24 protein-coding genes are annotated in these 23,215 nt (G+C 66.6%); 9 read left to right on the top strand and 15 right to left on the bottom strand.

Features of this window, described 5'->3' with window-relative positions:
- The first annotated feature begins 198 nt into the window (after positions 1-198).
- The 7 genes from BMI01S_RS05120 to BMI01S_RS05150 all read left to right on the top strand — a co-directional run bounded on the left by BMI01S_RS05120 (position 199) and on the right by BMI01S_RS05150 (position 6,986).
- The gene (locus tag BMI01S_RS05120; RefSeq protein ID WP_081716096.1) at positions 199-1,644 is read left to right on the top strand and encodes an MBL fold metallo-hydrolase RNA specificity domain-containing protein; all 1,446 of its coding nucleotides are present in this window, start codon (positions 199-201) and stop codon (positions 1,642-1,644) included.
- A gap of 214 nt (positions 1,645-1,858) precedes the next feature.
- Positions 1,859-3,943, top strand: coding sequence for a PAS domain S-box protein (locus tag BMI01S_RS05125; protein WP_244145296.1), 2,085 nt, complete (start codon positions 1,859-1,861; stop codon positions 3,941-3,943).
- Positions 3,940-4,593, top strand: coding sequence for a response regulator (locus BMI01S_RS05130; protein ID WP_028213040.1), 654 nt, complete (start codon positions 3,940-3,942; stop codon positions 4,591-4,593). Before BMI01S_RS05125 ends, BMI01S_RS05130 begins: the two co-directional genes overlap by 4 nt.
- A gap of 139 nt (positions 4,594-4,732) precedes the next feature.
- Positions 4,733-5,140 carry a response regulator gene (locus BMI01S_RS05135; RefSeq protein WP_028213039.1) on the top strand — a complete coding sequence of 136 codons (408 nt, stop codon included), beginning with the start codon at positions 4,733-4,735 and terminating at the stop codon, positions 5,138-5,140.
- Positions 5,141-5,153: 13 nt separating this feature from the next.
- Complete coding sequence (locus tag BMI01S_RS05140) at positions 5,154-5,942, top strand: helix-turn-helix domain-containing protein (RefSeq protein ID WP_081716089.1); 789 nt, start codon at positions 5,154-5,156, stop codon at positions 5,940-5,942.
- A 250-nt stretch (positions 5,943-6,192) separates the two neighbouring features.
- Positions 6,193-6,588 carry a c-type cytochrome gene (locus BMI01S_RS05145; protein ID WP_238327942.1) on the top strand — a complete coding sequence of 132 codons (396 nt, stop codon included), beginning with the start codon at positions 6,193-6,195 and terminating at the stop codon, positions 6,586-6,588.
- Between the two features lie 29 nt (positions 6,589-6,617).
- Positions 6,618-6,986, top strand: coding sequence for a DUF3564 family protein (locus BMI01S_RS05150; protein WP_051381323.1), 369 nt, complete (start codon positions 6,618-6,620; stop codon positions 6,984-6,986).
- A 30-nt stretch (positions 6,987-7,016) separates the two neighbouring features.
- Here the strand turns inward: BMI01S_RS05150 and BMI01S_RS05155 are convergent, their stop codons facing one another.
- The 5 genes from BMI01S_RS05155 to BMI01S_RS05175 all read right to left on the bottom strand — a co-directional run bounded on the left by BMI01S_RS05155 (position 7,017) and on the right by BMI01S_RS05175 (position 10,373).
- Entirely contained in the window at positions 7,017-7,367 is a 351-nt protein-coding gene (locus BMI01S_RS05155; protein ID WP_042288533.1) for a hypothetical protein, read from the bottom strand.
- 71 nt (positions 7,368-7,438) lie between these two features.
- Entirely contained in the window at positions 7,439-7,678 is a 240-nt protein-coding gene (locus BMI01S_RS05160) for a hypothetical protein (protein ID WP_028213035.1), read from the bottom strand.
- Positions 7,679-7,818: 140 nt separating this feature from the next.
- Positions 7,819-8,871 (bottom strand): universal stress protein, encoded by a 1,053-nt coding sequence (locus tag BMI01S_RS05165; RefSeq protein WP_028230295.1) that lies wholly within the window; start codon positions 8,869-8,871, stop codon positions 7,819-7,821.
- A gap of 61 nt (positions 8,872-8,932) precedes the next feature.
- Complete coding sequence (locus BMI01S_RS05170) at positions 8,933-9,766, bottom strand: universal stress protein (protein WP_081723324.1); 834 nt, start codon at positions 9,764-9,766, stop codon at positions 8,933-8,935.
- A gap of 172 nt (positions 9,767-9,938) precedes the next feature.
- Positions 9,939-10,373, bottom strand: a complete 435-nt coding sequence (locus BMI01S_RS05175; RefSeq protein WP_028213032.1) for an Hsp20/alpha crystallin family protein — start codon at positions 10,371-10,373, stop codon at positions 9,939-9,941.
- 253 nt (positions 10,374-10,626) lie between these two features.
- Here BMI01S_RS05175 and BMI01S_RS05180 point away from each other — a divergent pair, with 253 nt between their 5' ends.
- Complete coding sequence (locus BMI01S_RS05180; protein WP_028230293.1) at positions 10,627-11,466, top strand: universal stress protein; 840 nt, start codon at positions 10,627-10,629, stop codon at positions 11,464-11,466.
- Between the two features lie 52 nt (positions 11,467-11,518).
- Entirely contained in the window at positions 11,519-12,022 is a 504-nt protein-coding gene (locus BMI01S_RS05185; RefSeq protein WP_028230292.1) for a universal stress protein, read from the top strand.
- 1 nt (position 12,023) lies between these two features.
- Here BMI01S_RS05185 and BMI01S_RS05190 read toward each other — a convergent pair whose 3' ends face one another.
- The 10 genes from BMI01S_RS05190 to BMI01S_RS05235 form a co-directional block, all read right to left on the bottom strand.
- On the bottom strand, positions 12,024-12,353 hold the full coding sequence (locus BMI01S_RS05190) for a DUF1488 family protein (RefSeq protein ID WP_042288537.1): 330 nt from the start codon (positions 12,351-12,353) through the stop codon (positions 12,024-12,026).
- Positions 12,354-12,390: 37 nt separating this feature from the next.
- Entirely contained in the window at positions 12,391-12,861 is a 471-nt protein-coding gene (locus tag BMI01S_RS05195) for a hypothetical protein (protein ID WP_028230291.1), read from the bottom strand.
- 32 nt (positions 12,862-12,893) lie between these two features.
- Positions 12,894-13,826 carry an LOG family protein gene (locus BMI01S_RS05200; protein WP_036044358.1) on the bottom strand — a complete coding sequence of 311 codons (933 nt, stop codon included), beginning with the start codon at positions 13,824-13,826 and terminating at the stop codon, positions 12,894-12,896.
- A gap of 6 nt (positions 13,827-13,832) precedes the next feature.
- Entirely contained in the window at positions 13,833-14,870 is a 1,038-nt protein-coding gene (locus BMI01S_RS05205) for a zinc-dependent alcohol dehydrogenase family protein (protein WP_028230289.1), read from the bottom strand.
- A gap of 127 nt (positions 14,871-14,997) precedes the next feature.
- Positions 14,998-16,332, bottom strand: a complete 1,335-nt coding sequence (locus BMI01S_RS05210) for an ABC transporter ATP-binding protein (RefSeq protein WP_154671154.1) — start codon at positions 16,330-16,332, stop codon at positions 14,998-15,000.
- A gap of 25 nt (positions 16,333-16,357) precedes the next feature.
- Positions 16,358-18,100: an ABC transporter permease gene (locus BMI01S_RS05215; protein ID WP_028230287.1), complete on the bottom strand. Its 1,743-nt coding sequence runs from the start codon at positions 18,098-18,100 to the stop codon at positions 16,358-16,360.
- A gap of 67 nt (positions 18,101-18,167) precedes the next feature.
- On the bottom strand, positions 18,168-19,976 hold the full coding sequence (locus tag BMI01S_RS05220; protein WP_036044355.1) for a PHA/PHB synthase family protein: 1,809 nt from the start codon (positions 19,974-19,976) through the stop codon (positions 18,168-18,170).
- A gap of 97 nt (positions 19,977-20,073) precedes the next feature.
- Positions 20,074-20,952, bottom strand: a complete 879-nt coding sequence (locus tag BMI01S_RS05225) for a potassium channel family protein (RefSeq protein WP_063619584.1) — start codon at positions 20,950-20,952, stop codon at positions 20,074-20,076.
- Positions 20,953-20,992: 40 nt separating this feature from the next.
- The gene (ppk2, locus tag BMI01S_RS05230; protein WP_028230285.1) at positions 20,993-21,820 is read right to left on the bottom strand and encodes a polyphosphate kinase 2; all 828 of its coding nucleotides are present in this window, start codon (positions 21,818-21,820) and stop codon (positions 20,993-20,995) included.
- Positions 21,821-21,859: 39 nt separating this feature from the next.
- Positions 21,860-23,200: an ArsB/NhaD family transporter gene (locus BMI01S_RS05235; protein WP_028213015.1), complete on the bottom strand. Its 1,341-nt coding sequence runs from the start codon at positions 23,198-23,200 to the stop codon at positions 21,860-21,862.
- Between the last annotated feature and the right edge of the window lie 15 nt (positions 23,201-23,215).

The raw sequence follows: 23,215 nt of genomic DNA on the forward strand, positions 1-23,215 counted from the left end.
CCCGCCCGCAATCCGGCCCGTTACCGCGAGCCACCCATTCCAATCTAAGAATCGACTGGCCCGCCTCGATTGATCTGCCTCAAGTCGAGGCGGATCCGGCGCAAAGTCCGTTCGTCTGATTCAAATCAAAGGCGGCATGCGGGTACGCGATCCAATCAATATCAAGGGCACGTGGGCACATGAAGCGAGGAGAGGATGATGAAGCTGACGTTTCTGGGCGCGGCGCAGACGGTCACCGGTTCACGCTATCTGCTGGAAGCGGGAGGCAAGCGGGTGTTGATCGATTGCGGGCTCTTCCAGGGCACCAAGAACCTGCGCCTGCGCAACTGGGATCCGCTGCCCTTTCCTGCCGGTTCGCTCGATGCCATCGTCCTGACGCACGCCCATATCGACCATTGCGGCTACCTGCCCGTCCTTGCGCGCAACGGATATCGCGGCCCGGTTTATTGCACGCCCGGCACCGCGGACCTGTGCGGCATCATGCTGCGCGACAGCGCGCGGCTCCAGGAAGAAGACGCCGCATTCGCGAACCGCCACGGCTTCTCCAAACACCATCCGGCCCTTCCGCTCTACACGCTGGAAGACGCCGAAGCGGCACTGCGGCTCATCGCGCCGCGCCCGTTCGACGAACCGGTCACGCTCGACGAGCAACTCACCTTCCGGCTGCTGCCCGCCGGCCATATCCTCGGCGCGGCGAGCGCGGTGGTGTGCAACGGGCATACCGTCGTTGCGTTTTCCGGCGACCTGGGCCGGCCCGACGACCCGATCGTGCGTGCGCCATCGCCGCCTGCGCACGCGGACTATCTGGTGGTCGAATCGACCTATGGCGACCGGCTGCACGATGCCCTCAACCCCGAGGACGAACTCGCCGACATGTTCGCGCGCACCTTCGCGCGCGGGGGAATCGTCGTCATGCCCTGCTTCGCCGTGGGCCGCGCGCAGGAGGTCCTCTACTACATCGCGCGGTTGAAGCAGTCGGGGCGCATGGCGAACGTTCCGGTGTACCTCGACAGTCCCATGGCGATCAGCGTGACCGACCTCTACCGGCGTCACATGAGCGACCATCGGCTCACCGTCTCGCAGGTGCACGCCATCGATCACGTGGCGTTCATGGCGCGCACGGTGGACGAGTCGAAAGCGATTGCCGGGCGCAACGGTCCCATGGTCATCATCGCGGGCAGCGGCATGGCCACGGGTGGCCGGGTGCTGCATCACCTGAGCCTGTACGCTTCGGACCCGCGCAACACGATCGCGCTCGTGGGCTACCAGGCGCCCGGCACGCGCGGCGCGGCGCTCGAAGCCCATGCGCCGGCCATCAAGCTGCACGGCGACTATGTACGCGTGCGTGCAGAAGTCTCATCGATCACGTCGCTCTCCGCACACGCCGACTACCAGGAAACCCTGCGTTGGCTCGCCCATATGACCTGCCCACCCATTCGCACGTTCGTCACACACGGCGAGCCCGCGGCGGCCGATGCATTGCGCCGCCGCATTGCGGAGACGCTGCATTGGGATTGCTGCGTCCCGGAATATCGGGACTCGGTCGAACTCGCCGAGGCCACTGTGCGCGCTCGCCCGCACGCCCCGGCCGCAACGGATGAACTGACGCCCGCGCCCGCGCCAGAGGCGGGGGCGGCGCCCTGAAAATTCGGCGCAACACGGAAGGGAAACCGGCGCGCCACAGGAGCCAGTCGGGCAAGCGGACAACTTTTTTGAGACACGTTTGCAAGTGGCTCATAAAATGGGCATGCATCCCCCCGCCGCATGGGGTTCGGTGTTCCTCCATTGAATGGGATACTTCATACGCGAATGGGCTACGGATGGATTTCGCGCAGACATTGCGCCCCGGAAAGTCGTCATGGTCTCAGGCACTGACCCGCGTATGCGCGCCGGGCAAGGCGCGGGGCCGGCGATTCCTGGGCGCCTGCGCGATCCGGTCGTCGCGGCCGTACTCGCCTTCCTGCTGGCGTTCGCCCTGGCTGGCATCGTCGCTACGTTCGTGACGCGGCAGTGGCAAGCGGCGGCGGAACAGCGGTTCACCCGGCGTGCGACGGCGCTCCACGAAACGCTCCGGCAGGCATTGATCGCCGACGAGGCCTTGTTGCGCGGCGCGCGCGCGTTGCTCACGCAAACGCCCCGCCCCGACCCCGCAGCCTGGCAGCACTTCGTGTCGGCGATCGATCTGGCTAGCTCGCGTTCGGCGATCGTCGCGCTCGGTTACGTCACGCCGCGCGCCAACCCGGCGGCGAGCGCGACGAACGGCGCCGAAGTCGCGATGCAATGGGCGGGCCCGAGCGCCGGCGTCCCCGAGAGCGCCCTCGTCGGAACCGCAGCGACGCTCGCGGCGCGCCGCTACGCCGCCGAAACCGGCAATGCGGCGCTCGCGGCCTTGCCGGGGCCAGCCAATGCGCCGCCGCTTCTCACGCTCTGGCTACCCGTGTACGAGAGCTCGCCCGACGCGCAAGCCAATGCGCAGAAAGTGACCGGTTTCGCCGTTGCCTTGCTCGACGCGCGGCGGCTGTTCGAACCGCTCGTCGCCGCCGATCCGGGGCTCGCGCTCAACGCGAGGATCGGAATGCCGCCGCTCTCCCTCTACACGAGCGCGCGCGGCGAAGAAAACGAGGTGTTGCCAGGCGTCCTCTTCCGGCGCAGCAATGCGTTCGCGTTTGGCGGCGCCACGCTGACTCTCGACGTCAGCGCCGACGCAAGCCCGCTGCTCACGGGCGCAGCCGCGTGCGCCCTCTTCATCGTGATCTACGGGCTGCTCGCCGCGGGCGCGTTTGCATTCGTCGTGCATCGCCTCGTACGCGCGCGCCCGGCGCCCGCGCAGGTCGGCGGCGATGCACGGCTCAACGAGGCCCGCATGATGGGAATCATCCGCTCGTCGATGGAAGCGATCGTCACCGTCGACGAATCGCAGCGCGTGGTGATCTTCAACCCGGCCGCCGAACAGGTGTTCGGCCTGTCCGCCATGGAGGCGATCGGCTCTCCGCTCTCGCGCTTCATTCCCGAGCGGTTCCGGGCCGCGCACGCCCAGCATGTCGAACGATTTGGCGAGACGGGCGTCAGCGAGCGCCAGATGGGCCGCCCGCAACGCGTGCTTCACGGGCTGCGCGCCAACGGCGAGGAGTTTCCGATCGAAGCGTCGATTTCGCAGATTCGCGACGATTCGGGCAAGCTTTTCACGGTCATGCTGCGCGACGTCACCGAGCGCCTGCGCGCCGAGGAGGCGCTCAAGCGTTCGCGTGAAGAGCTTCGCGAACTGTCGGCCAATTTGCAGAACGTGCGTGAAGCCGAAAAGACCCGCATCGCGCGCGAGCTCCACGACGACCTCGGCCAGCAGCTCACCGCGCTCAAGATCGATCTCTCCGCGCTCGAGCGCCGGCTCGGAGAAGAGCATGCGACCGACGTCCCCGCGCGCCTCGCCGGAATGCGCAACCTGATCGATGCGACCGTGGCCGCCTTGCGGCGCATCGCGGCGGACCTGCGGCCCGTCATGCTGGACGACCTCGGCCTCGTGCCGGCGATCGAGTGGCTCGCGAACGACTTCACGAACCGCTATGGGATCGCCGTCGAGCGCGACCTCGAAGCGGAGGCCACCGATTTTTCGAACACAGCCGCCTCCGCGCTCTTTCGCATCGTTCAGGAAGCGTTGACCAATGTCGCGCGTCATGCCGAAGCCAGTCTCGTCGAGATCACGCTCAAGGTGGACGGACCGAACTGCGTCCTGCGTATCGCCGACGACGGCCTCGGCATGACCGGCGACCCCGCCGACAGGCAGCACAACGCCTGGCGCGACAAGTCGTTCGGTCTGCTCGGCATTCGCGAGCGCGCCCGCATGCTCGACGGCACCGTTCTCATCGATACCGCCCCCGGAAAGGGCTTCGCCATGACCATCACGTTCGCCCTTCACGCCCTCCAGTCCGAAGAGGCCGCATCATGATCAAGGTCATCATCGCCGACGACCACGCGCTCATGCGTGACGGTCTGCGCCGCATTCTCGAAAGCACGCGCGAGGTCCAGTTCGAAGTCGTGGGCGAAGGCTGCGACAGCGCGACCACGCTCGCGCTCGTGCGCGAGCACCCCGCCCAGGTCCTGGTGCTCGACCTCTCGATGCCGGGGCGCAGCGGCGTGGATCTCGTCAAGCAGATCAAGGATGAGAAGCCCGAGTTGCGCATTCTCGTGCTGACCATGCACGCCGAGCAGCAATACGCCGTGCGCGCGTTCAAGGCCGGCGCTTCGGGTTATCTCACCAAGGAATGTGCGAGCACGGAGCTCGTCAGCGCCGTGACGAAGATCGCCGCCGGCGGCGTCTACGTCAGCATGGCGATGGCCGAGCGCTTCGCCCAAAGCCTGAACGAGCCCGCCGACACGCTCCCCCATCAGCGGCTTTCCGACCGCGAATTCGAGGTGTTCCGGCGGATCGCGGCGGGGCAGACCATCACCGAAATCGCGCAGGAACTGTGTGTGAGCGCGAAGACCGTGAGCACCTATAAGGTGCGCATCCTCGAAAAGATGCAGATACCGCACGAAGCCGCGCTCGTGCGCTACGCGATGCGCCACAAGCTCATCGACGATCCGGACGAAACCTGATCCGTGCGCTTGGTTCCAGGCCGCTCGCGGCTGATTGCCGCACGACTGTAGGAATCGCCCTACACAACTTCCGTTCCGCGTACGTCACTTTCCATCGCCGCCGATGTTTTTTTGAGACGGCGTTGCCGATACTGGCTACATGAATGCCAGTCCTGTCCGCCAGTGTCTGCAAGTCTTCCTCGTCGAGGATGCAACCACGGTACGCAGGAAAATCGCCGAGGCCTTGTCGGCCATTCCCGACGTGGCCGTGATTGGCGAAGCCGAGGATGCGGCCAGCGCCCTGACCGGCATCGCCCAAAGCGGTGCGGACGTCGCCGTGGTCGACCTGAGGCTCGCGAGCGGCAGCGGCATCGAATTGCTTACCCGTCTTGCACGCGAGCAACCCTCGGTCGTGACGGTCGTGCTGACGAATCACGCCGGCGCACCGTTTCGCACAGCCTGCCTAAGAGCGGGAGCCCACTACTTCTTCGACAAGACGTCCGAGTTCGAAGCCGCCTGCGAAGCCATTGATGCGTTAGTGAAACAGCGCGCCGCCCCCGTGCGCTGAACCGGAGACGATCATGTATGCCGAGCCTGCCTGCGATTCCTCACTGTCCACGCCGTTCGCCGCGCGTTGGCCCATCGTGCCGGCGCAGCCCGACGTGCGCGAGGCCGCGCCGCGCAAGCCGGCTACGCGCTGTTCCACCTGCTCGCTGCGCGGTGTCTGCATGCCGCCGGACCTCACCTCGACCGAATTCGAGCAACTCGACACGGTGGTCCTCACCACGCGCAACGTGCACCGCGGCGAAACGCTCTTTCGTGCGCACGACGCATTCCAGAGCCTCTACGCCGTGCGCACCGGATCGTTCAAGACGGTGGTCATGCATCGGGACGGCCGGGAACAAGTCACGGGCTTCCAGATTCCGGGCGAGCCGCTCGGACTCGACGGCATCTGCTCGGGCACGCACAGCTGCGACGCCATCGCGCTCGAAGACAGCACGGTCTGCATCATGCCGTTCGGCCAGCTCGAATCGTTCTGCCGCGAGAGCCGGCGCATGCAGCGCCATCTCTACCAGCTCATGAGCGGCGAGATCGTGCGCGAATCCAGCCTGATGATGCTGCTCGGCACGATGACCGCCGAACAGCGCCTCGCCGCATTCCTGCTCGATCTCGCGGAGCGCTTCCAGGCGCGCGGCTACTCGGGCGCGCAATTCAACCTGAAGATGAGCCGGGAGGAGATTGGCTGCTTTCTTGGCATGAAGCTCGAAACCGTGAGCCGGATGTTCTCGCGCTTTCAGCGCGAAGGTCTCGTCGAACCGAACGGCAAGCAGATCCGCATCGTCGACGTGGAGGGGCTCGCTCGCGTGTGACGCGAAGCGTGACATGACAGGCGGCGCGGCGGCCGCTGACTGGTGTTGGCACCGCTAGCCTCGAAGTCGAGGCGCGTGTGTTTTTTTAGGCGCCCGGTACCCGGCGCCGTTCTTTTTTGAAGCATCCGCGCGTGAATGGCTGCGGATGGATGCTCCGCGATTGACACATATCAACGGCATAACGGGCGCCAATGACACCATGGATCTGGCCGGCAACCCGCACCCCGGCCGCACTGGAGGAGAACATTCGATGTCACACGCTCCCACTCCCGTCGCTTGCGCCCTGGCGATTCCGTCTTTTCATGACCGCGCACGCCCGCTCCTGCTCCACGCTGCGGTGGCATGCGCCCTCGCGCTGCAGGCTTTCGCCGCGCACGCGCAGGTTCCCGAACCTACAGGCCTCGTCGACCAGCAGCACTGCATGTTCTGCCACACGTCGGATGAGCCATTTCTCGCGCCGTCGTTTCATCAGATTGCCGAGCGCTACCGCGACAAGCCGAACGCCAGTACCATGCTCGAAGACAAGCTCAGGCACGGCGGCAAGGCGCACTGGGGCGACATGGCGATGCCCCTGCCGGCCGACCGCGGCGGACCGCTATCGGCCGAGGACGCGCATACGCTCGTTCAATGGGTACTGAGCCAGTAATTGCACAACGTGTTCAAAGGAGCACCTCCATGCGCGTCACCGTCCATCTCGACAGTTTCGACCAGCTCGATCCTTCCGCTTACGCGATCGTCTGGGTCGACACCGAAACGAAAAAATGGTCTCGCGAAGGCCATGCGGGCGTGGATCTGTCCGAATGGGGGCAGTGCCGCCCCTCGCCGGGCGGCACCACGCTGCTGGCCTGCGAGGACCAGCACGAAGTCTGCACACTCGAAGGCCTCGATCTCGCGACGGGCGAAGGCCCCTTCGAAGGCGAATGTGGCGGCGTGAGATTGAACCAGCGCCTGAACGCCGGGCTGCTCGAAGGTCGTTGGCACGTGCAATGTGTCGATGAGTGCGTGCCCGATCCCGAGGATGGGCTCTTCGCCGACGAAGCCTGATGGGGCTTCTTCCCTCAAGCGTGGTGTAGGTCAGTGATCGCGGCGCGCAACATCGCTTCGGCTAGATGCGCCTGCGAATACCGCGGAACCGAGCTGGTGCTCGGCCGCGTCGAATGCCGCGCGAATGGCGGCCACGGGGTCGTCGTTCTCGCAATGGTCAAGCGGTGCGAGTTCCCGCGAAGTCGAAACGAGATCGAGACGAACGTCATACGCCGGCTGGCGGATTCCGGGCTGCAAGGGGTGCAGCCGCTCGATCGCGAGATGGCAAGCCGACAGCACGCCGCAGAACCGCTCGAGGCGCAGCAGTTGAACGGCGGCTTCCGCCTCGAGGGCAGACGAACCGGGGAAACCCAGATAAACGATTTGCATCCCGAGTCCCATCGCCGTGCCCCTTCAAGAATCCGCGGTGTGGCAGTCCGAAGGCGCGTTGCCGCCGTCTCGACTGCGATTGGCTACATTTCAAAAGCGTGACGGACCTTGAGGTCGATCCAGACCATGCCCTCGCGCAGCCCCTCGAGCACCGCCTCCCGCTCGCTCTCGAACACGCGATGATGCGCGAAGGCGTGGGAGAAACGTTGCGTTTGCGAGCCGTGCATGACGCGGACTTCGCAGCAAAAGCCGCCTTGCGGCGCCGGCGACGTGACGGCCTCGACACTCCAGGCTCCCGAATCGATATGGCCGTTGAGCGGCATGATGTCGTTCTCCTTCAATCGTGAGGGTCCCGTGAGCCTGGCCGCGTGCAGCACGGCGAACGACCGGACCTGCGTATGTGAAATCAGCGGAATCAGTGAATTCAGGATAAGGCTGGGCGGTCAACACCAATTGATGCACGTCAAGTCGAGCTATGCCGCTGCCGCACGGGGCGACGCGATATCGACGATTCGCATGGCGCAGCGCTCAGTGAAGGCACTGACGTTTCCGTGTGACGACTCGCCCCGTACGACTCGCGCGTCGCCGTTGGCTGATCGGCTGCGCGGTTCGCCGGCGCCGCGACGAGAACCGGACATCGCGCGTCGCGCAGGGCGCGCGACGCAACGCTGCCGGGCAGTGTCTGCGCCCGAATGCGGCGCCCCTGCAAACCGATGACGAGCATATCGGCGCCCCAGCCGCCCACCTCGCGCAGGATTGCACTCGCGATGTCGTCGAATTCGTCGTGCGTCGCGAGCGCCGCAAGCGAGACGCGGGCGCCGCATGACGCTACGAGCGATCTGGCGCGGGAGAGCGTGCTGGCGCGGCCGTCCTCGAACAGATGGCTGAGTTCCGGCCCTCCCACATGGAGCGTGCGCTCCACGACATGGATCACGCGCAACTCCACCTCCGCGGGCAGGCAGCGCACCGCGAGCTCGAGCGCGGCATAGGCACTTGCGCTTCCGTCGACGGCGATCAGCGCGCGAGCGAGAGGCGGCGCGTCCAGCGCGAGCAACTGCGACGGCACATACAGCAATGTGCGGCGCGTCGCATACGCGATTTCTTCCGGGTCGAGCCTGCATGCCCAGTGATGCCCGGGACGATGCGCGGCCAGCGCCACCAGATCGGCGTCGAAAGCGTCGGCGGCGCGCGCGATGGCGACGGGCGCCTTCGTGTGCAGCACCGCGAGGTCGAGCAACTGCACGTCCGGTTTGCACCCATCGAGCGCCAATGCGTCCGCGGCTTCGCGCAGGTCGAGTTCTGCCCGGCGGATCATCGCCGCGTGGGTAGCGGCGGAGTCAGGCAATCCCAGCTGCAGGGCGGGAAACAGGGCGGCCGGGTCGGCCGTGAGTTCGACGAGTCTGACCGGCGCCTCGCGACCCGCGAGGCGGCAGGCAAACGCCGCGAGCAAAGCCAGGCCGCGTCCGCCCTCGGCGGTGGCCATGAGGCGATGAAAGGGTTTCGACGGAAGTTCCATGAGCGTGTCCCGTGCAATCGAGCGAAGGTCGCCGTGGCGCCATGCGGCCTCGTTCGGGCCATCACGTCAGCATCGACGTCTTCGAAGCGAGCGGCACGAGGAGCAGCGGCAGCACCGTGCGCTGCGCGACGTCGGCCGCGACACTCCCATAGCGCCACCGCCCCCCTTCGTGTCCACCGCGCGTGCCGAGCACCAGCAGGTCCGCGCCCCATTGCAGCGCAGCCTGAACGATCGCGTGCGCCGTTGTCTCGCCATCGTGCCCGGCTTCGAGGATCGCAGCGTCGAAGTCCTCGGGATGCTGCGCGGCCGCCGGGTCGCACGCGAGATACCCCACCCGCACCGCCGTGCCCGGGGCAGCCAGCCTGGCCGCTTCCCGCACGGCGCAAGCGGACGCCGCGCTGCCATCGCTCGCCACGAAGACGCGCCGTGGCGGTGCCGGGCAGTGGCGGGCGGCGGGTGTGGGCAGCAAAAGCACCGGGCACTCCGTTTCGCCCGCGAGCGCGACCGGATTCGCCGGCGCCCCGATGATCAAGTCCGCCTTCCAGTCGCGTACCGCGCGGGCGAGCGCCTCGGTGCGCGCCGCGCTGTCCGGCCCGGCACCGAGGAATTTGCAGTCCGCTTCGATTCCGCGCAACGCGAGCAATTCGCGGGAGGCATCGAGCGTGGCGTCCAGCGTGATCCGATTGAAGAAATGCTGTGAGGCGCGCTTGTCCGCGTCCGCTTCGAGCGCGGCCGGAGCGAGCCCCGCGAGTCGCACGTGCGCGCCTCGTTCGGCCCAGCCCGCCACGCAATCGAGCAGCGCGGCAACGCGCTCCATGCCGGTAAAGAGGACAAAGAGACGGGAGTAAGGCGCAACGTGCTGGACCCTGGCGGCCGCCGTAATCGCTCGTTTCATTTTTTTGCCCCCCTTGATGCAACCGCCTTGCGTTGCGCCTCACGAACGCCGGCCTGCACGAGCGCCCAAAAAAGAAGGCGCCGAGCCGATGCCCCAGCGCCGTAGCGGCGCGCGCCGTGCTCTCGCGCACGGATCGACGCGTCCTCCTTCCCCTCCGTACGACCTCAGGCGCTCACTGGATCTGCAGACGCTTCTGCTCGGCGGGGGCTTTCTTCGGCAGCGTCAGCGAAAGCACGCCATCCTGATACTGCGCAATCGCGGCGCCCTCGTCGATATCGCTGGCGAGCGAGAACGTGCGCGCAAAGGAGCCGCTGTAACGTTCGCGGCGAATGACGCGGTCGCCTTCCTTCTGCTCTGTCTTGCGATCGACCTTCGCGTGGATCGAAACGACATTGCCGTCGATCTTCACGTCGATGTCTTTCTTGTCCACTCCCGGAAGTTCGGCCTTCACCGTATAGGCCTTGTCGTTCTCCGTGACGTCGAGCTTCATCGCCGAGAGTTCGCTCTCCTCGTTGGCGAGCATGCCGCGCATCGGCCGGAACAGCCCCTGGAAGAGGTCCGAAACGGGCTCCATGGAAAACGGGTCATAACGTGTCAGATTGCTCATTGCATTGCCTCCTTTAGGCGTTCGTGGCGCACGAACCCTGCGATGAGTCGCGCCGTATTCAATCTACGCAGGGACGGCGTTATCCGATTGATCTGGCTCAATGACTCCTTTTTCCGAAATCCGCGTTCGCCGAGGCCGATGCACAAGGAGATGCTTGATTCAAATCAAGCGTGACGCGCCCTGCGTTCCTAGACTCGAATCACCAATCCCCGCCCGATGGGGCGGTGCGACCACCCGTTCGCTGGAGATCACGATGAGCTACAAGACCCTCCTGGTGCATGTGGACACGAGCGCGCGCGCAAACGCGCGACTCTCGCTTGCGCTAAGGCTGGCAGGCCGGTTCGGCGCGCATCTGGATGGACTGTTCGCGACCTTCGAGCCGCAACCGCGCGACTTTTATGTGATGTCCGGCACTGCCGACTATTACGACACACATCGCAAGCTGCGCCGCGAACAGCGCGGCGCGATCGAGCGGCTCTTTCGTGCCGAACTGACGCGCGTGCAGATCGACGGCGTCTGGCTTGCCTCCGAGGGAGACCCTGTCACGACGGTCATGCAGCACAGCCGGGCCGCGGACCTCGTGGTACTCGGGCAGCCCGATCCGGACGATCCGGAGTCCTATATTGCCGAACACTTTCCGGAAACCGTCATCCTCGGCGCGGGCGGCCCTGTGCTGCTGATGCCGTACACAGGCACATTCGATTCGATCGGCGAACGCGTGCTCGTGGCCTGGAACGGCAGCCGCGAGGCCGCTCGCGCGGTTCACGACGCCATGCCTTTCATCGCGCGGGCGGCGCATGTGACCATCGTGGCCGCTTCCACGGCCTTTACGCCGGCCGAGTCGCAGGCGTCGTGCGCCGACCTCGCGGCCATGCTTGCGCGCCACGGCGCGACGACGGTCCACATCACGCGGTTCGAGCGCGACGCAGTCGAATCCATCGGCGATGCGTTGCTCAGTTATGCGGCCGATGGCGGTTACGACCTGCTGGTGATGGGCGCCTACGGTCATGCGCGCATTCAGGAGCTCGTATTGGGCGGCGCCACGCGCTCGATCCTTTCGACGATGACGCTGCCGGTGCTCATGTCTCATTGACGGACCGTCGCCCATCACCTTCATTTCCAGGCCGATCCAGGGAGGGCCTGCCATGTACTCGCGCATTCTGGTCGCACTCGATGGCAGCAAGACTGCCTCACACGCCCTCGACACCGCGATCAGACTCGCGCTCGATAACGGCGCGGAACTCCAGGCGCTCTATGTGATCGACCTGCCGGTCATCGCGTACGACGTGCCCGGCTACGATCCCTCGATCGTGCGAGCCGCGTATATCGAGGAAGGCCGCATCATTCTCGGCGATGCACAAGCACGGATGGCGCAGCATGGCGTGAAAGGCACGTCGCGCCCGGTCGAAGTCGAACTCCCCGCGGAAGATGTGGCGCAATGCATCCAGCGCGTCGCCGCTGAATGGCCGGCCGATCTCATCGTCATGGGCACCCACGGCCGCCGCGGCGTGCGCCGCCTCGTGCTCGGGAGCGTCGCCGAGCGCGTGCTGCGGTGTGCGACCTGTCCCGTGCTGCTCGTGCCGGCGCGCGTGGTGCCAGGTGATGAGCACGAGGGGACCGCACCACACCATGCACGGGTTTCGGCGTGAACTACGCAGGCGCATCGCCTCCCGGAGCCGCGTTTGACCCCGCAGCCTCATCCGAATCGCTGTACATGCGGAAAAATCCGCTATGAAGCGTAATCGCCTCGGACCGCGTCGCCTCGATCAGGCGAGCCGCGGCCCTTTCGATTGCGGGCCTATGCGCCAGAAAGGCGCCGCGTAGATCCGCTTCGCGCAGCGAGGCCGCGCCGAAATGATCTTCGAGCGCCTCGGCCGTGATGGCGCATTCGACACTCAGGTCGCCTGCCGTGGCGGGAAAGGTCAGCGTGAGGCGGTTGGCGTCATACTGCGGCGGCCGGTCGGGAAAGATGATGTTCATGCTGATGATCCCCCTGGCATGAGCGTGGGTGAGCGAGCTAGATCGTGATGTAGCCCTGGAAGGACCAGGGCAGCGCCATCTGCGAGTCAACCGCCGCGGCGCCGCGCGCGACACAGCTGCCGAAAAAGCCGGGCGCGCCATCGGCCGAAAACACCGGCACGAACGAGAGCGAATCGTTGATCGTGACGAGGAAGTCAGGGTTGTAGCTCGACGGCGCGACAATCTTCACCGACTCGAAGAAGGCTGCGCCATCCGCATTGCGCGCCCATTCGGCGGCTTGCGTCGGCGTGGGCGCGCGCATCTCGTAGCACGCAGGCAACTCGATGCTCTGCTCGCCGTGGGAAATCTGCGCGGCCGCCCGGAAGACCATCGTCGCTCCCGGATAGGGCAGGCAGCGCGGCGACTGCGGCACCGGACCTTCGGGCCCGAGCCGCAGCGGCGGCCACGCCGCGAGCGAAAGGCACAACACGGGCGTGCGTTGAACAAAGTAATCAGCGAGCCAGTTCATCTCTCTCTCCTTGCGGCGGACTGCCTGATGGGTCAGTCCTCTCCATACCAGTTGCGAATTGCGCTCCAGATTTCCCCGGCCGATTCGCAGTAGCGAAAGAGCGCGAGATCGTCCGGGTCGATCATGCCGGCCTCGGCCATGGCGTCGAAGTCGATCACACTGCGCCACCACGTCTCGCCGGCGAGCAGGACAGGGATCGGTGCAATCTTCCCCGTCTGCAAAAGCGTCAGGACTTCGAACAGTTCGTCGCAGGTTCCGTAACCGCCGGGAAAAAACACGGCCGCCTTCGCGCGCTCCAGCAAATGGAGCTTGCGAATGGCGAAGTAATGAAAGCGAAAACACAGTTCCGGCGTCAGATACGCATTGGGAAACTGTTCGCGTGGCAAGCTGATGTTCATCCCCACCGTGGGCGCTTCTACATCGAACGCTCCACGGTTGGCAGCTTCCATGATGCCGGGGCCGCCGCCCGTCACGACCGTGAGCTTCGGAAGCTTGCTCGTGCCCGGCGCGCGGCCGATCAGCGAGCCGAGTTCGCGCGCGACGTCGTAGTAGACGCTGCGGCGCAGTAGCGCTTGCGCCACGCGCAGTTCGCGCTGCGGATCGGCGCCTGCATCGGCCAGGGCGAGGCGCCGCGCGGCGGCGAGCCGCTTGCGCGCTCGCGCCGGGCTCGTGACGCGCGTGCTTCCATAAACGACCACGGTATGGGCAATGCCGGATCGCTGCAGGCGTTCTTCGGTTTTCCAGTAGTCCAATTGCAGCCGCACGCCGCACATCTCCGGTCGCCGCAAAAACTCAGCGTCCTCGTCGGCCTGGACGTAGCTCTGGCTCTCGATCAGCTGGCGCACGCGCGGCGCCAGCCGCACCGCATCCTCGCCTGCCCGCTGCCGTTCGCGTGGCCCCTGACGCGCCACGCGCGCCTCGGAACGGTCAAGGCGCACGACGGTGGAAAGACCCCGGTTGCCCATGGCGCCTCACATCTCGATGATGACTTTCAGCGCCTGCGTGCTCGCCGCGTGCGAAAACGTCTCGTAGGCCTTGAGCACGTCTTCGAACGCGAAACGATGCGTGATCAGGCGGCTCGGGTCGATGCGCCCCGAGCACACGGTCTTGAGCAGCATGGGCGTGCTGACCGTGTCGACGAGACGCGTCGTGATCGTCACGTTGCGGTCCCAGAGCTTGTCGAGGAACAGCGAAGCCGGCACGCCATGCACGCCGACGTTCGCAATCACACCGCCAGGCGCGACCAGTCGCTCGCAAAGCTCGAACGTCGCGGGCACGCCGACCGCTTCGATGGCGCAGTCCACGCCCACGCCGTCGGTAAGCTTCATCACGGCTTCGACGGCGTCGCTCGCGCGCGGGTCGACGCACGCGGTCGCGCCGAATCGCTTCGCGCATTCCAGACGGTTCGCGTCCATGTCGATCATGATGATCTGCGCAGGCGAATAGAACTGCGCAGTCAGGAGCGCGGCCAGCCCGATCGGGCCCGAGCCGACGATGGCGACCGTGCTGCCCGGCTCGACCTTGCCGTTGAGCACGCCGCATTCGAAGCCCGTTGGCAGGATGTCCGAGAGCATCACGAGCGCCGCTTCGTCGAGGCCGGCGGGAATCCGGTAGAGGCTCGTCTGCGCGTGCGGCGTGCGCACGTACTCGGCCTGGGTGCCGTCGATGCGGTTGCCGAGAATCCAGCCGCCCGTCTTGCAGTGCGAGTACATGCCGCGCCGGCAGTATTCGCACTGCCCGCAGCTCGAAATGCATGAGACGAGCACGTGATCGCCTGCCTTCAGCGTCGACACGCCGCTGCCGACTTCATGAACCACGCCCACGCCTTCGTGGCCGAGGATTCGGCCGGGCTCGCAACTCGGCACGTCACCCTTGAGAATGTGCAGATCGGTGCCGCAGATCGTCGTTTTGGAGATCTTGACGATCGCGTCGCCGGGGCCCTGCAAGGTGGGCATCGGCCGCGTTTCGACGGCGAACTTGCCCGGGCCGTTGTAGACCAGTGCTTTCATGTTCCCTCCAGGAATGTTCGGAACCGCGCCCGGGGGCGCGGCCGTGACGGTGCAACGCTTTGCTCATGATGCGCGGTGGTCGGGCCGCACATTTGACATCGATCAATCGCTTGCCAGGCTGGCGGAATCAATCGCCAAATGTGCGCGTGTGGTCGTCGTAAGTGAACAACCCGGCGTACCGGCCCCAGTCGATCGCGGTCCGCAGCGTCGTTTCGGCGTCGGCGCGATGCAGGTGGTCCTCCAGTTCGAGCTCGAAGCGCGCACGCGGCGCTCGGTGCCCTTCCCGTTCGTCCAGGACCTCGCGGATGTGCGCGATGAGCGGCACGAACTGCACCACGTGTTCGCGAAAGAGCTGCTTGCGTTCGCTGTCTCCGGCGTGCACGAACATGCGACCGGCCGCCGTGAGCTTGATCGTGCGCTCCTGCAACTCCGCGAACGCCAGCAGATGCAGTGCGGCGGCCACGGGAAAGAGCTCGTCGGGTTTGAGCATCAGCGCGGCGGCCATCTGCGCCAGTTCTGCGTGGCCCTCGTGTGCGGCCGCCGCGAGCGCGTCGATGAAGCCCACGAGGCGATGGCTCGATACGGCGGGCAGGCGCAGGGCAAACGCACCGCGTACCGTGCCGGAGCCGTTGCCGGATTCGGCGAGGCGCGCGGTCAGGATGCCGTACAGCGTGTCGACGATCGCGCGAAACGCCGGATCGAGCCGGTTGCGCGGGCGCGGCAGCGGCACGTTCAGCGTCGCCACGATATGTCCAGGATGGCCGCCCAGCACGTGGATGCGGTCGCACATCAGCACCGCTTCCTCGATGTTGTGCGTGACCATGAGCACCGCCTCGATCGGCGTTTGCCGCTGCGTCCAGAGGTCGAGAAAGTCGCTGCGCAGCGTTTCGGCGGTCAGCACGTCGAGCGCCGAAAACGGCTCGTCCATGAGCAGCAGTTTCGGCTCGCTCACGAGCGCCCGCGCAAAGCCCACGCGCTGGCGCATGCCGCCGGAGAGTTCGCGAGGAAACGCGGATTCGAAGCCTTCGAGCCCGATCATCTCGATGGCGGCCATCGCGCGCTCGCGCACCACGCCGGGTTCGAGCCCCGAGGCATCGAGTCCCAGCTCGACGTTGGCGAGCACCGTGAGCCACGGGTACAGCGCAAACGTCTGGAACACCACGGCGATGCCCTCGGCGGGGCCTGCAAGCGGCGCGCTCCGGTACAGCACCCGGCCCGCCGAGGGGCGCGCGAGGCCGGCGGCCACACGCAGGAGCGTCGACTTGCCGGACCCCGAGCGCCCGAGCAGGCCGAGGATTTCGCCCTCGCGCAGCGTCACGTCGATGTCGACGAGGACCGGCAACGGTTCGCCGGAGGGGCGGGCGAACGACATGCCTACGCGTTCGAGTTCCAGCACCGGCGCAGCGACGCCAGCTTCGGGCGTGCGGTCGAGTGTCATCGGGGGGCTGTCGGGAACTGACATTGAGGTGGCTTCCATGACGACAGGTTCAGGCGAGCCGCGTGCGGCGTTCCGCGAACACGTAGAGGGGCCGCCATATCAACCGGTTGGCGGCCACGACCATGAGCGACATGACGGCAATGCCGAGGGCGATGTGCGGGTAGTCTCCCCGTGCCGTCATCTGCGCGATATACGCGCCTAGGCCGCCGGCGCTCAGCGTGGTCGTGCCCCAGCTGACGGTTTCGGCAACGATGCTCGCGTTCCAGGCGCCGCCGCTCGCCGTGATCGCGCCCGTCACGTAATACGGGAAGATGCCGGGCAGCAGAACCTGCAGCCAGCGCGCACGCCGCCCCAGCCGCAGGCTCGTGGCTGCCTCGCGCAGATCGGTAGGCAACGCCGTGGCGCCGGCTATCACGTTGAAGAGGATGTACCACTGGGTGCCGAGGATCATCAGCGGGCTCAGCCAGATCGCCGGAGCGAGCCCGAAGCGCACGATGCAGAACGCGACGACGGGAAACAGCAGATTGGCGGGAAAGGCCGCCAGAAATTGCGCGGCGGGCTGAACCCAGGCGGCCAGCCGGGGGCGCAGCCCCACCGCCACGCCAACCGGCACCCAGATCGCGGAGGCGAGCGCGATCAGCACCGCGACCCGCAGCAGCGTGAGCAAGCCGTTGCGCGCCGCCTCGGCCACGTCGGCCCAGGCGAGGGCCGGCGCGGCGAAGCGCAGCACGGCCACGGCCGCGGCGCTTACGCTTGCTGCGCACAACGCGAACCAGAGCGCGCCGCCCGCGCGACGCGAGAATGAGTGGCTTGCCCATTCGAAACCGTGCCAATGCGCGCCGGGCCTCAGCCGCAGGCGCGCCGCACGCGTGAGCGCCGTCCCAACCGGTTGACATGCCGACTGAATCCACGGCGAACGATGAAGGAGGTCGAGCAGCCAGCTGCGCGCGCTGGCCTGTGCCGCGACATCGCCATAGCGAAACCGGTCGGCCCATGCCACCAGCGGACGAAACAGCAGCTGGTCGTACAGCACGATTGCGAGGCTCATGGCGAGGATCGCCCAGCCCACTGCCGCGAGATCACGCCGCATGATCGCCAGCGCCACCCACGACCCCACGCCGGGCAGCGCCACCTGCACGTTGCCCACCGAGATGGCCTCCGAGGCCACCACGAAAAACCACCCTCCCGACATCGACATCATCGCGTTCCAGATGAGCCCCGGCATCGCGAACGGCACTTCGAGCCGCCAGAAACGCTGCCAGCCCGAGAGCCGAAAACTGCGGCTCGCCTCGTCCAGATCCGAAGGCACGGTGCGCAGCGCCTGGTAGAAGCTGAACGCCATGTTCCACGCCTGGCTCGTGAAGATCGCGAAGATCGAGGCCAGTTCGGCGCCGAGCACGTTGCCCGGGAACAGCGACATGAAGAACACCACCGTGAACGACAGGTAGCCCAGTATCGGCACCGACTGCAGCACGTCGAGCAGCGGAATCAGGATGCGCTCCGCCCGGCGGCTTCTCGCCGCGAGCGTCGCATAGGTGAAGGTGAAGACGAACGAGGCGGCGAGCGCGATCAGCATGCGCAGCACGGTGCGCAGCGTGTAGCCGGGCAGCGCCGCGGGCGAGAGCGAGATGGCCGGACCGTGGCCGCCCGCCAGCGGGCCCGTCATCTGGCGCGCGCCCTCGCCCAGCAGGACGATCGTGCCCGCTACCAGGACGACGGCCGCCACGTCGCGCCAGCCCGGCATTCGCGGGTACCACCGCAGCCCTCTCAATACTTCGGCATGGTGTTCCACGACGCTCCCCTGCTCACCCGGCGGCGCTCGACTTCGATTCGCGCGAGCCGTGACACGTCGCGCGCGCTCATGTTTCGAGCACGTATTCGCCAGGCGCCGGCCCGAGCCCGGGCTCCGGCGTGCGCGCGCTCACCTCGCCCGTAGAGCGCTCGCGCAGCCACTCGCACCAGCAGATCCACCACGAGCCATCGATCGCAGGCGTGTCCCGCACGTACTCGTGGCGGCTGCGGTAGGGCGCGTCGGGCTCGCGCATCGCGCATCGAAAGTAGCGCCCCGCGTGGCCGGGCTCGGACACGATGCCGGCGTTGTGCCCGCCCGCCGTGAGCACGAACGTGAGCGCGTTGTGCGTGAGCAGATGCAGCTTGTAGACCGAGCGCCACGGCGAAACGTGATCGCGTTCGGTCCCGACGACGAACATCGGCGCCTCGATGTCGGAGAGCGCGACGGGCCGCCCGTCCACGCAATAGCGGCCCGCCGCGAGATCGTTGTCGAGAAAGAGCTGTGTCAGGTACTCGGTGTGCATGCGGTATGGCATGCGCGTCGTGTCGGCGTTCCACGACATGAGGTCGTTCGGCTTCGTGCGCCGGCCGAGCAGATACTCGCTCATCATGCGGGACCAGATCAGGTCGCGCGCATTGAGCAACTGGAACGCCGCCGACATCTGCGCGCCGTCCAGGTAGCCCTGGCGCCACATCAGCGCATCGAGCGCGGCGAGTTCGCTTGCGTCGATGAACAAACCCAGTTCGCCGGGTTCGCTGAAATCGGTGAGCGCAGCGAGCAACGTGACGGAGCGCAGCACGTCGTGGCGCCCGTCTCGTGCCAGCGCCGCTGCGGCGATTGCGAGCAGCGTTCCGCCGAGGCAGTAGCCGGTCGCGTGGACTGGCTCGCCGCACCGCGCACGAACCGCTTCGAGCGCGGCAAGGAAGCCGTCGCGCAGGTAGTCGTCGAGGCCGAGATCGCGCGCTTCGGCGCCGGGGTTGCGCCACGATATCGCGAACACCGTGTAGCCCTGTTCGACCAGAAAGCGGATCAGCGAGTCGCGCGGCTGCAGGTCGAGGATGTAGTACTTCATGATCCACGACGGCACGATCAGGATCGGTTCGCGCTCGACAACAGGCGTCATCGGTGTGTACTGCAGCAGTTCGCACAGCGCGTTGCGCCAGACGACGCGGCCCGGTGTCACCGCGACGTCGCGCCCAGGAAGCCAGGGCTGCGCCATGCGCGCACGGGTGCCCCGCACGGTGTCGCCCAGGGCGTTCGCATCGTCGAGCCAGTTGCGCAGGCCATGAACGAGATTGGCGCCGCCGCTGCGCAACGTCGCCTCCAGCACCTCCGGATTGGTGGCGATGAAGTTGCCGGGCGAGCAGGCGTCGAGCCACTGGCGCGCCGCGAATCCAACCAGTTCCTCGTGGTGCCGCTCGACGCCCGGCACGCCGCGCGTCGCTTCGCGCCACCAGTGCTGGACCGCCAGAAACGCGTCGCGGTAGACACAAAAGGGCCAGTTGGACCAGGCGTGGGCCACGAAACGGGGATCCGCATGGCCGGCGTAGACCGTCAGGCCAGCTTCGTCCGCATCGTCGGCGACGCGGGACGACGGGCCCGGGAGCGCGCTCGCCGCGAGCCACCCGTGCGTCGCGAGATCGAAGCATTTTCCGGGCGAGATCGCGAGGTGCCCGCTCCAGTCGAGCGCGGCCAGCGCGAGCGCGAGCGGCGAAAGACCGAATGTCGCCGCCGCGAGCGTCGCATGGGCCGCCCGGTTCCATTGATCGGCGGGCGTATCGTCGGGCCGCCCGCACGGTACGGCACGCGCGCGCGCCGCGCGAAGCGCGCGGCTCGCATGCAAAGGTTCAGCATCGCTCACGGCGGAATCGGTCATGATGGGCGCGCTCCGTTCGCCGTCGGTGCGCGGGATGGCCCGGCGGCGTCAACCTCATCAATGTGCGTTCGCAGCAAGGTCCTTCGATTGATCTGAATCAAGCATGCGGGGGAGCGCCCGTCTGAACGATGCGGGCGCGATCAGCGGGCGCCGATCTGCCGGGCGGCGTTGTCCCGGAACCGCCGTGCCGGGGCGCGAGCGCGTCGCGCAGCGCTTCGAGGTCGCGATGCAGCGAGCCGATTTCCGCATGCAGCGCCTTGATATCCCGATGCATCTCGCGTCTGAGCCGCCGCTCTTCCTTGCCGATGAACCAGGTGGCGATGCCGGCAAAGGCCAGCGAAAGCATGCCGTAGCCGAGCAGCACGACGAAGACGGCAAAAACCCGCGAGGCGGGCGTCGTGGGCGCCATGTCGCCATAGCCGACCGTGGCGCTGCTTTCGAACGCGAGCCACAGCCCCTCGGCGTAGCTGTGCACGCGAGGCTCCAGCGCGTAGAACCCCGCGCCGCCAAGCAGCAGAACGATCGCGCCCGCGACCGGCAGCAACGCGAGGCGGTTCGGCTCGACATACGCATGCAGGGCAACGACGATACGCACCGCGATCATCGCCATGAAGGCGAGTCTGAGCACCCATTCGAGCGAGGACCAGGGATTCGCCCCGCCGATCACGCTCGCAAGCGCGCCACAGGCGATCGCCACATCGAAAGCGTTGCGGTCCAGATACCGCGCAGGTTTGCGGCACGACCACGCGGTGCGCGCGAGCGCGCCCGCGCACGCCAGCGCCATGCCGCCGTAGAGTGCGCGCGCGGTCAGGAGCATGGCGCCAGACGTCGCAAGCAGTTCGAGGTAGAACGCCGGAATCGCGATCAGGCAACCCGCGAGCAAAAGCCAGCGGGCATGCGACCACGCGTGCAACGCCGCTGCGCCATCGTGCGAATCGACGCCGCCGAGTCCTGCCTTGTGCCAGCTGATACTCATTTGCCGTATCCGTCGTTATGCAAGACGCGCAGCGAGCCGGTCAGAACCGCTCCTCGATGAAGCGAAACGGATAATCCGGCTCGACATACCCGCGCGCCTTATCGCGTTCGGGCAGCTTCACTGTCGCGCGCGGCACGCGTTTGTAGGGGATCCTGCTCAACATGTCGCTGATGATGTTGAGCCTCGCGCGCTTCTTGTTGTTCGAGTTCACGACGTGCCAAGGCGCGAAATCGGTGTCGGTTGCGACGAACATGTCGTCGCGCGCTTTCGAGTACTCGTACCAGCGGCTATACGATTTCAGATCCATCGGCGACAGCTTCCAGACCTTGCGCTCGTCATGAATGCGCGCTTCGAGACGCCGCGTCTGCTCCTCCTGGCTCACTTCGAGCCAATACTTCAGCAGGATCACGCCTGAGTCGATGATCGCCTTCTCGACGAGCGGCACGTCCTTCAGGAACGTTTTGACCTGCTCCTCGGAGCAAAATCCCATGACCCGTTCCACGCCCGCGCGGTTGTACCAGCTGCGGTCGAAGATCACCACTTCGCCCGCGGCCGGCAGATGCGGCAGATAGCGCTGCACGTACATCTGGGACTTCTCCCGCTCGGTGGGCGCCGGCAGCGCGATCACCCGGAAGATGCGCGGGCTCACACGTTCGGTGATCGCCTTGATCGCCCCGCCCTTGCCCGCGCCGTCGCGCCCCTCGAAAACGATGCAGACCTTCGCGCCCGTGTGCACCACCCATTGTTGAAGCGCCACGAGCTCCGCGTGCAGTCGCGCGAGTTCTTTCAGGTACTCCTTGTTGCCCATCGTGGCGCGCTCGTCGCTTTGCGGGCTCTCGGTACGTTTCGCTTTTTTCGAATCGCTCATGACCCCTCCTCTGACAAAGGTAACGTTTCGAACCGGCCATCAACGCAACAGCCAGGTGAGCAGCAGCACATACAAGGCAGCCACGCCGAGCTGACAAAGCGTGATGGGCAACCCGTAGCGCATGAAACGGCCGAACGTGATCGGCGCACCCTCGCGCGCGCTGGCTCCGGCCGCGACGATATTCGCCGACGCGCCGATCAGCGTAGCATTCCCGCCCAATGTCGCGCCGAACATCATCGCAATGAAGACCGGCAACACGTTCGCCGGCCATTGCGTGAACTGCGCCGAGAGCGCCGCTTCCGGCACCACCTGCGCGACCACGAGATAGCTCTTGATCATGACGATGGACGCCGCGGCGACGGGCACATTGGCCAGCATGCTCGAAAGCAGGCCGATGCCCGCGATCAATGCGAGCGCCACCGGCGTGAGCTGCGCGCCGAACACGTCGTACAGGCGCAGCGCCATGATCTGCAGGAGCCCGGTCTTCACGACGGCCTGAACGAGGCAGAAGATGCTGGCGAGGAAGATCAGCGTTTTCCAGTCGATGTCGCGCAGCACGTCGTCGGTGGGTTCGACGTGCGCCGCGTAGCCCACCAGCAGCGCGAGCGCGCCCCCAACTAGCGCGACCGCCGGGGGCACGATGCGCGTGGGCAGATCCTCGCCGAAGATGAACAGCAGGACCATCGCCACCAGAATGGCGAGCGAGCAGCCGGCATACAGGGGCCGTTCGATCCGTGTCTGCGCCAGGTGTTCGGGCAAGGTGCGGCGCGCGTGCCACAACGGGCCCATCAGGCGCGGCAGCAGCGGAATGATCACGAGGATCGCCAGCACCCCCGCGGCGCTCACGCGCTGCAGATAGCCGCCGAACGTCATGCCGATGGCGCTGCCGACGAGAAACGTCGCCGGGTCGCCGACCAGCGTGAGCAGGCCCGCCGAATTGCTCACGATCGCCGTCAGGATGAGCGGCTCGGCGGGCTCGAAATCCAGCGCCCGCGCGACGCGAATGATGACCGGCGCCAGCAGGACCACCGTGGTGGCATTCGGCAGGAACGCGCAGAGCGGCACCACCACGGCCATCAGCACGAGCAGGAAGCGCTTGCCGCTGCCAGCCGTCGCGCGCAGATAAAAGTCGCCAAGCAAATCGAAAAGCCCCGTGGTCCTGAGCACGCGCGCGACGATCATGCCGCCGAACAGCAGGCTCAGTGGCCCCGCGGAGGTGCCGAACGCGCTTGCGATATCGCCGCTATCGAGGATGCCGGGGACGATGAGCACGCAAACGCCGGTCAGCGCCGCCACTGCCATGTCGATCACGTTGAATGCGATGGCGAGAATCACCGCGGAAAATACGACGAGCACAACCGTGGTTTGCAACGTGCCCATCTGTTTCGTTCTCCT

Source organism: Paraburkholderia mimosarum LMG 23256 = NBRC 106338 (assembly GCF_000739815.1).
GTDB classification, from domain to species: domain Bacteria; phylum Pseudomonadota; class Gammaproteobacteria; order Burkholderiales; family Burkholderiaceae; genus Paraburkholderia; species Paraburkholderia mimosarum.

Bases quoted from the DNA above. Each gene is read 5' to 3' on its own strand.
- BMI01S_RS05120 (WP_081716096.1), top strand. From the start codon at position 199: ATGAAGCTGACGTTTCTGGGCGCGGCGCAGACGGTCACCGGTTCACGC.
- BMI01S_RS05125 (WP_244145296.1), top strand. From the start codon at position 1,859: ATGGTCTCAGGCACTGACCCGCGTATGCGCGCCGGGCAAGGCGCGGGG.
- BMI01S_RS05130 (WP_028213040.1), top strand. From the start codon at position 3,940: ATGATCAAGGTCATCATCGCCGACGACCACGCGCTCATGCGTGACGGT.
- BMI01S_RS05135 (WP_028213039.1), top strand. From the start codon at position 4,733: ATGAATGCCAGTCCTGTCCGCCAGTGTCTGCAAGTCTTCCTCGTCGAG.
- BMI01S_RS05140 (WP_081716089.1), top strand. From the start codon at position 5,154: ATGTATGCCGAGCCTGCCTGCGATTCCTCACTGTCCACGCCGTTCGCC.
- BMI01S_RS05145 (WP_238327942.1), top strand. From the start codon at position 6,193: ATGTCACACGCTCCCACTCCCGTCGCTTGCGCCCTGGCGATTCCGTCT.
- BMI01S_RS05150 (WP_051381323.1), top strand. From the start codon at position 6,618: ATGCGCGTCACCGTCCATCTCGACAGTTTCGACCAGCTCGATCCTTCC.
- BMI01S_RS05155 (WP_042288533.1), bottom strand. From the start codon at position 7,367: ATGGGACTCGGGATGCAAATCGTTTATCTGGGTTTCCCCGGTTCGTCT.
- BMI01S_RS05160 (WP_028213035.1), bottom strand. From the start codon at position 7,678: ATGCCGCTCAACGGCCATATCGATTCGGGAGCCTGGAGTGTCGAGGCC.
- BMI01S_RS05165 (WP_028230295.1), bottom strand. From the start codon at position 8,871: ATGGAACTTCCGTCGAAACCCTTTCATCGCCTCATGGCCACCGCCGAG.
- BMI01S_RS05170 (WP_081723324.1), bottom strand. From the start codon at position 9,766: ATGAAACGAGCGATTACGGCGGCCGCCAGGGTCCAGCACGTTGCGCCT.
- BMI01S_RS05175 (WP_028213032.1), bottom strand. From the start codon at position 10,373: ATGAGCAATCTGACACGTTATGACCCGTTTTCCATGGAGCCCGTTTCG.
- BMI01S_RS05180 (WP_028230293.1), top strand. From the start codon at position 10,627: ATGAGCTACAAGACCCTCCTGGTGCATGTGGACACGAGCGCGCGCGCA.
- BMI01S_RS05185 (WP_028230292.1), top strand. From the start codon at position 11,519: ATGTACTCGCGCATTCTGGTCGCACTCGATGGCAGCAAGACTGCCTCA.
- BMI01S_RS05190 (WP_042288537.1), bottom strand. From the start codon at position 12,353: ATGAACATCATCTTTCCCGACCGGCCGCCGCAGTATGACGCCAACCGC.
- BMI01S_RS05195 (WP_028230291.1), bottom strand. From the start codon at position 12,861: ATGAACTGGCTCGCTGATTACTTTGTTCAACGCACGCCCGTGTTGTGC.
- BMI01S_RS05200 (WP_036044358.1), bottom strand. From the start codon at position 13,826: ATGGGCAACCGGGGTCTTTCCACCGTCGTGCGCCTTGACCGTTCCGAG.
- BMI01S_RS05205 (WP_028230289.1), bottom strand. From the start codon at position 14,870: ATGAAAGCACTGGTCTACAACGGCCCGGGCAAGTTCGCCGTCGAAACG.
- BMI01S_RS05210 (WP_154671154.1), bottom strand. From the start codon at position 16,332: ATGTCAGTTCCCGACAGCCCCCCGATGACACTCGACCGCACGCCCGAA.
- BMI01S_RS05220 (WP_036044355.1), bottom strand. From the start codon at position 19,976: ATGACCGATTCCGCCGTGAGCGATGCTGAACCTTTGCATGCGAGCCGC.
- BMI01S_RS05225 (WP_063619584.1), bottom strand. From the start codon at position 20,952: ATGAGTATCAGCTGGCACAAGGCAGGACTCGGCGGCGTCGATTCGCAC.
- ppk2 (WP_028230285.1), bottom strand. From the start codon at position 21,820: ATGAGCGATTCGAAAAAAGCGAAACGTACCGAGAGCCCGCAAAGCGAC.
- BMI01S_RS05235 (WP_028213015.1), bottom strand. From the start codon at position 23,200: ATGGGCACGTTGCAAACCACGGTTGTGCTCGTCGTATTTTCCGCGGTG.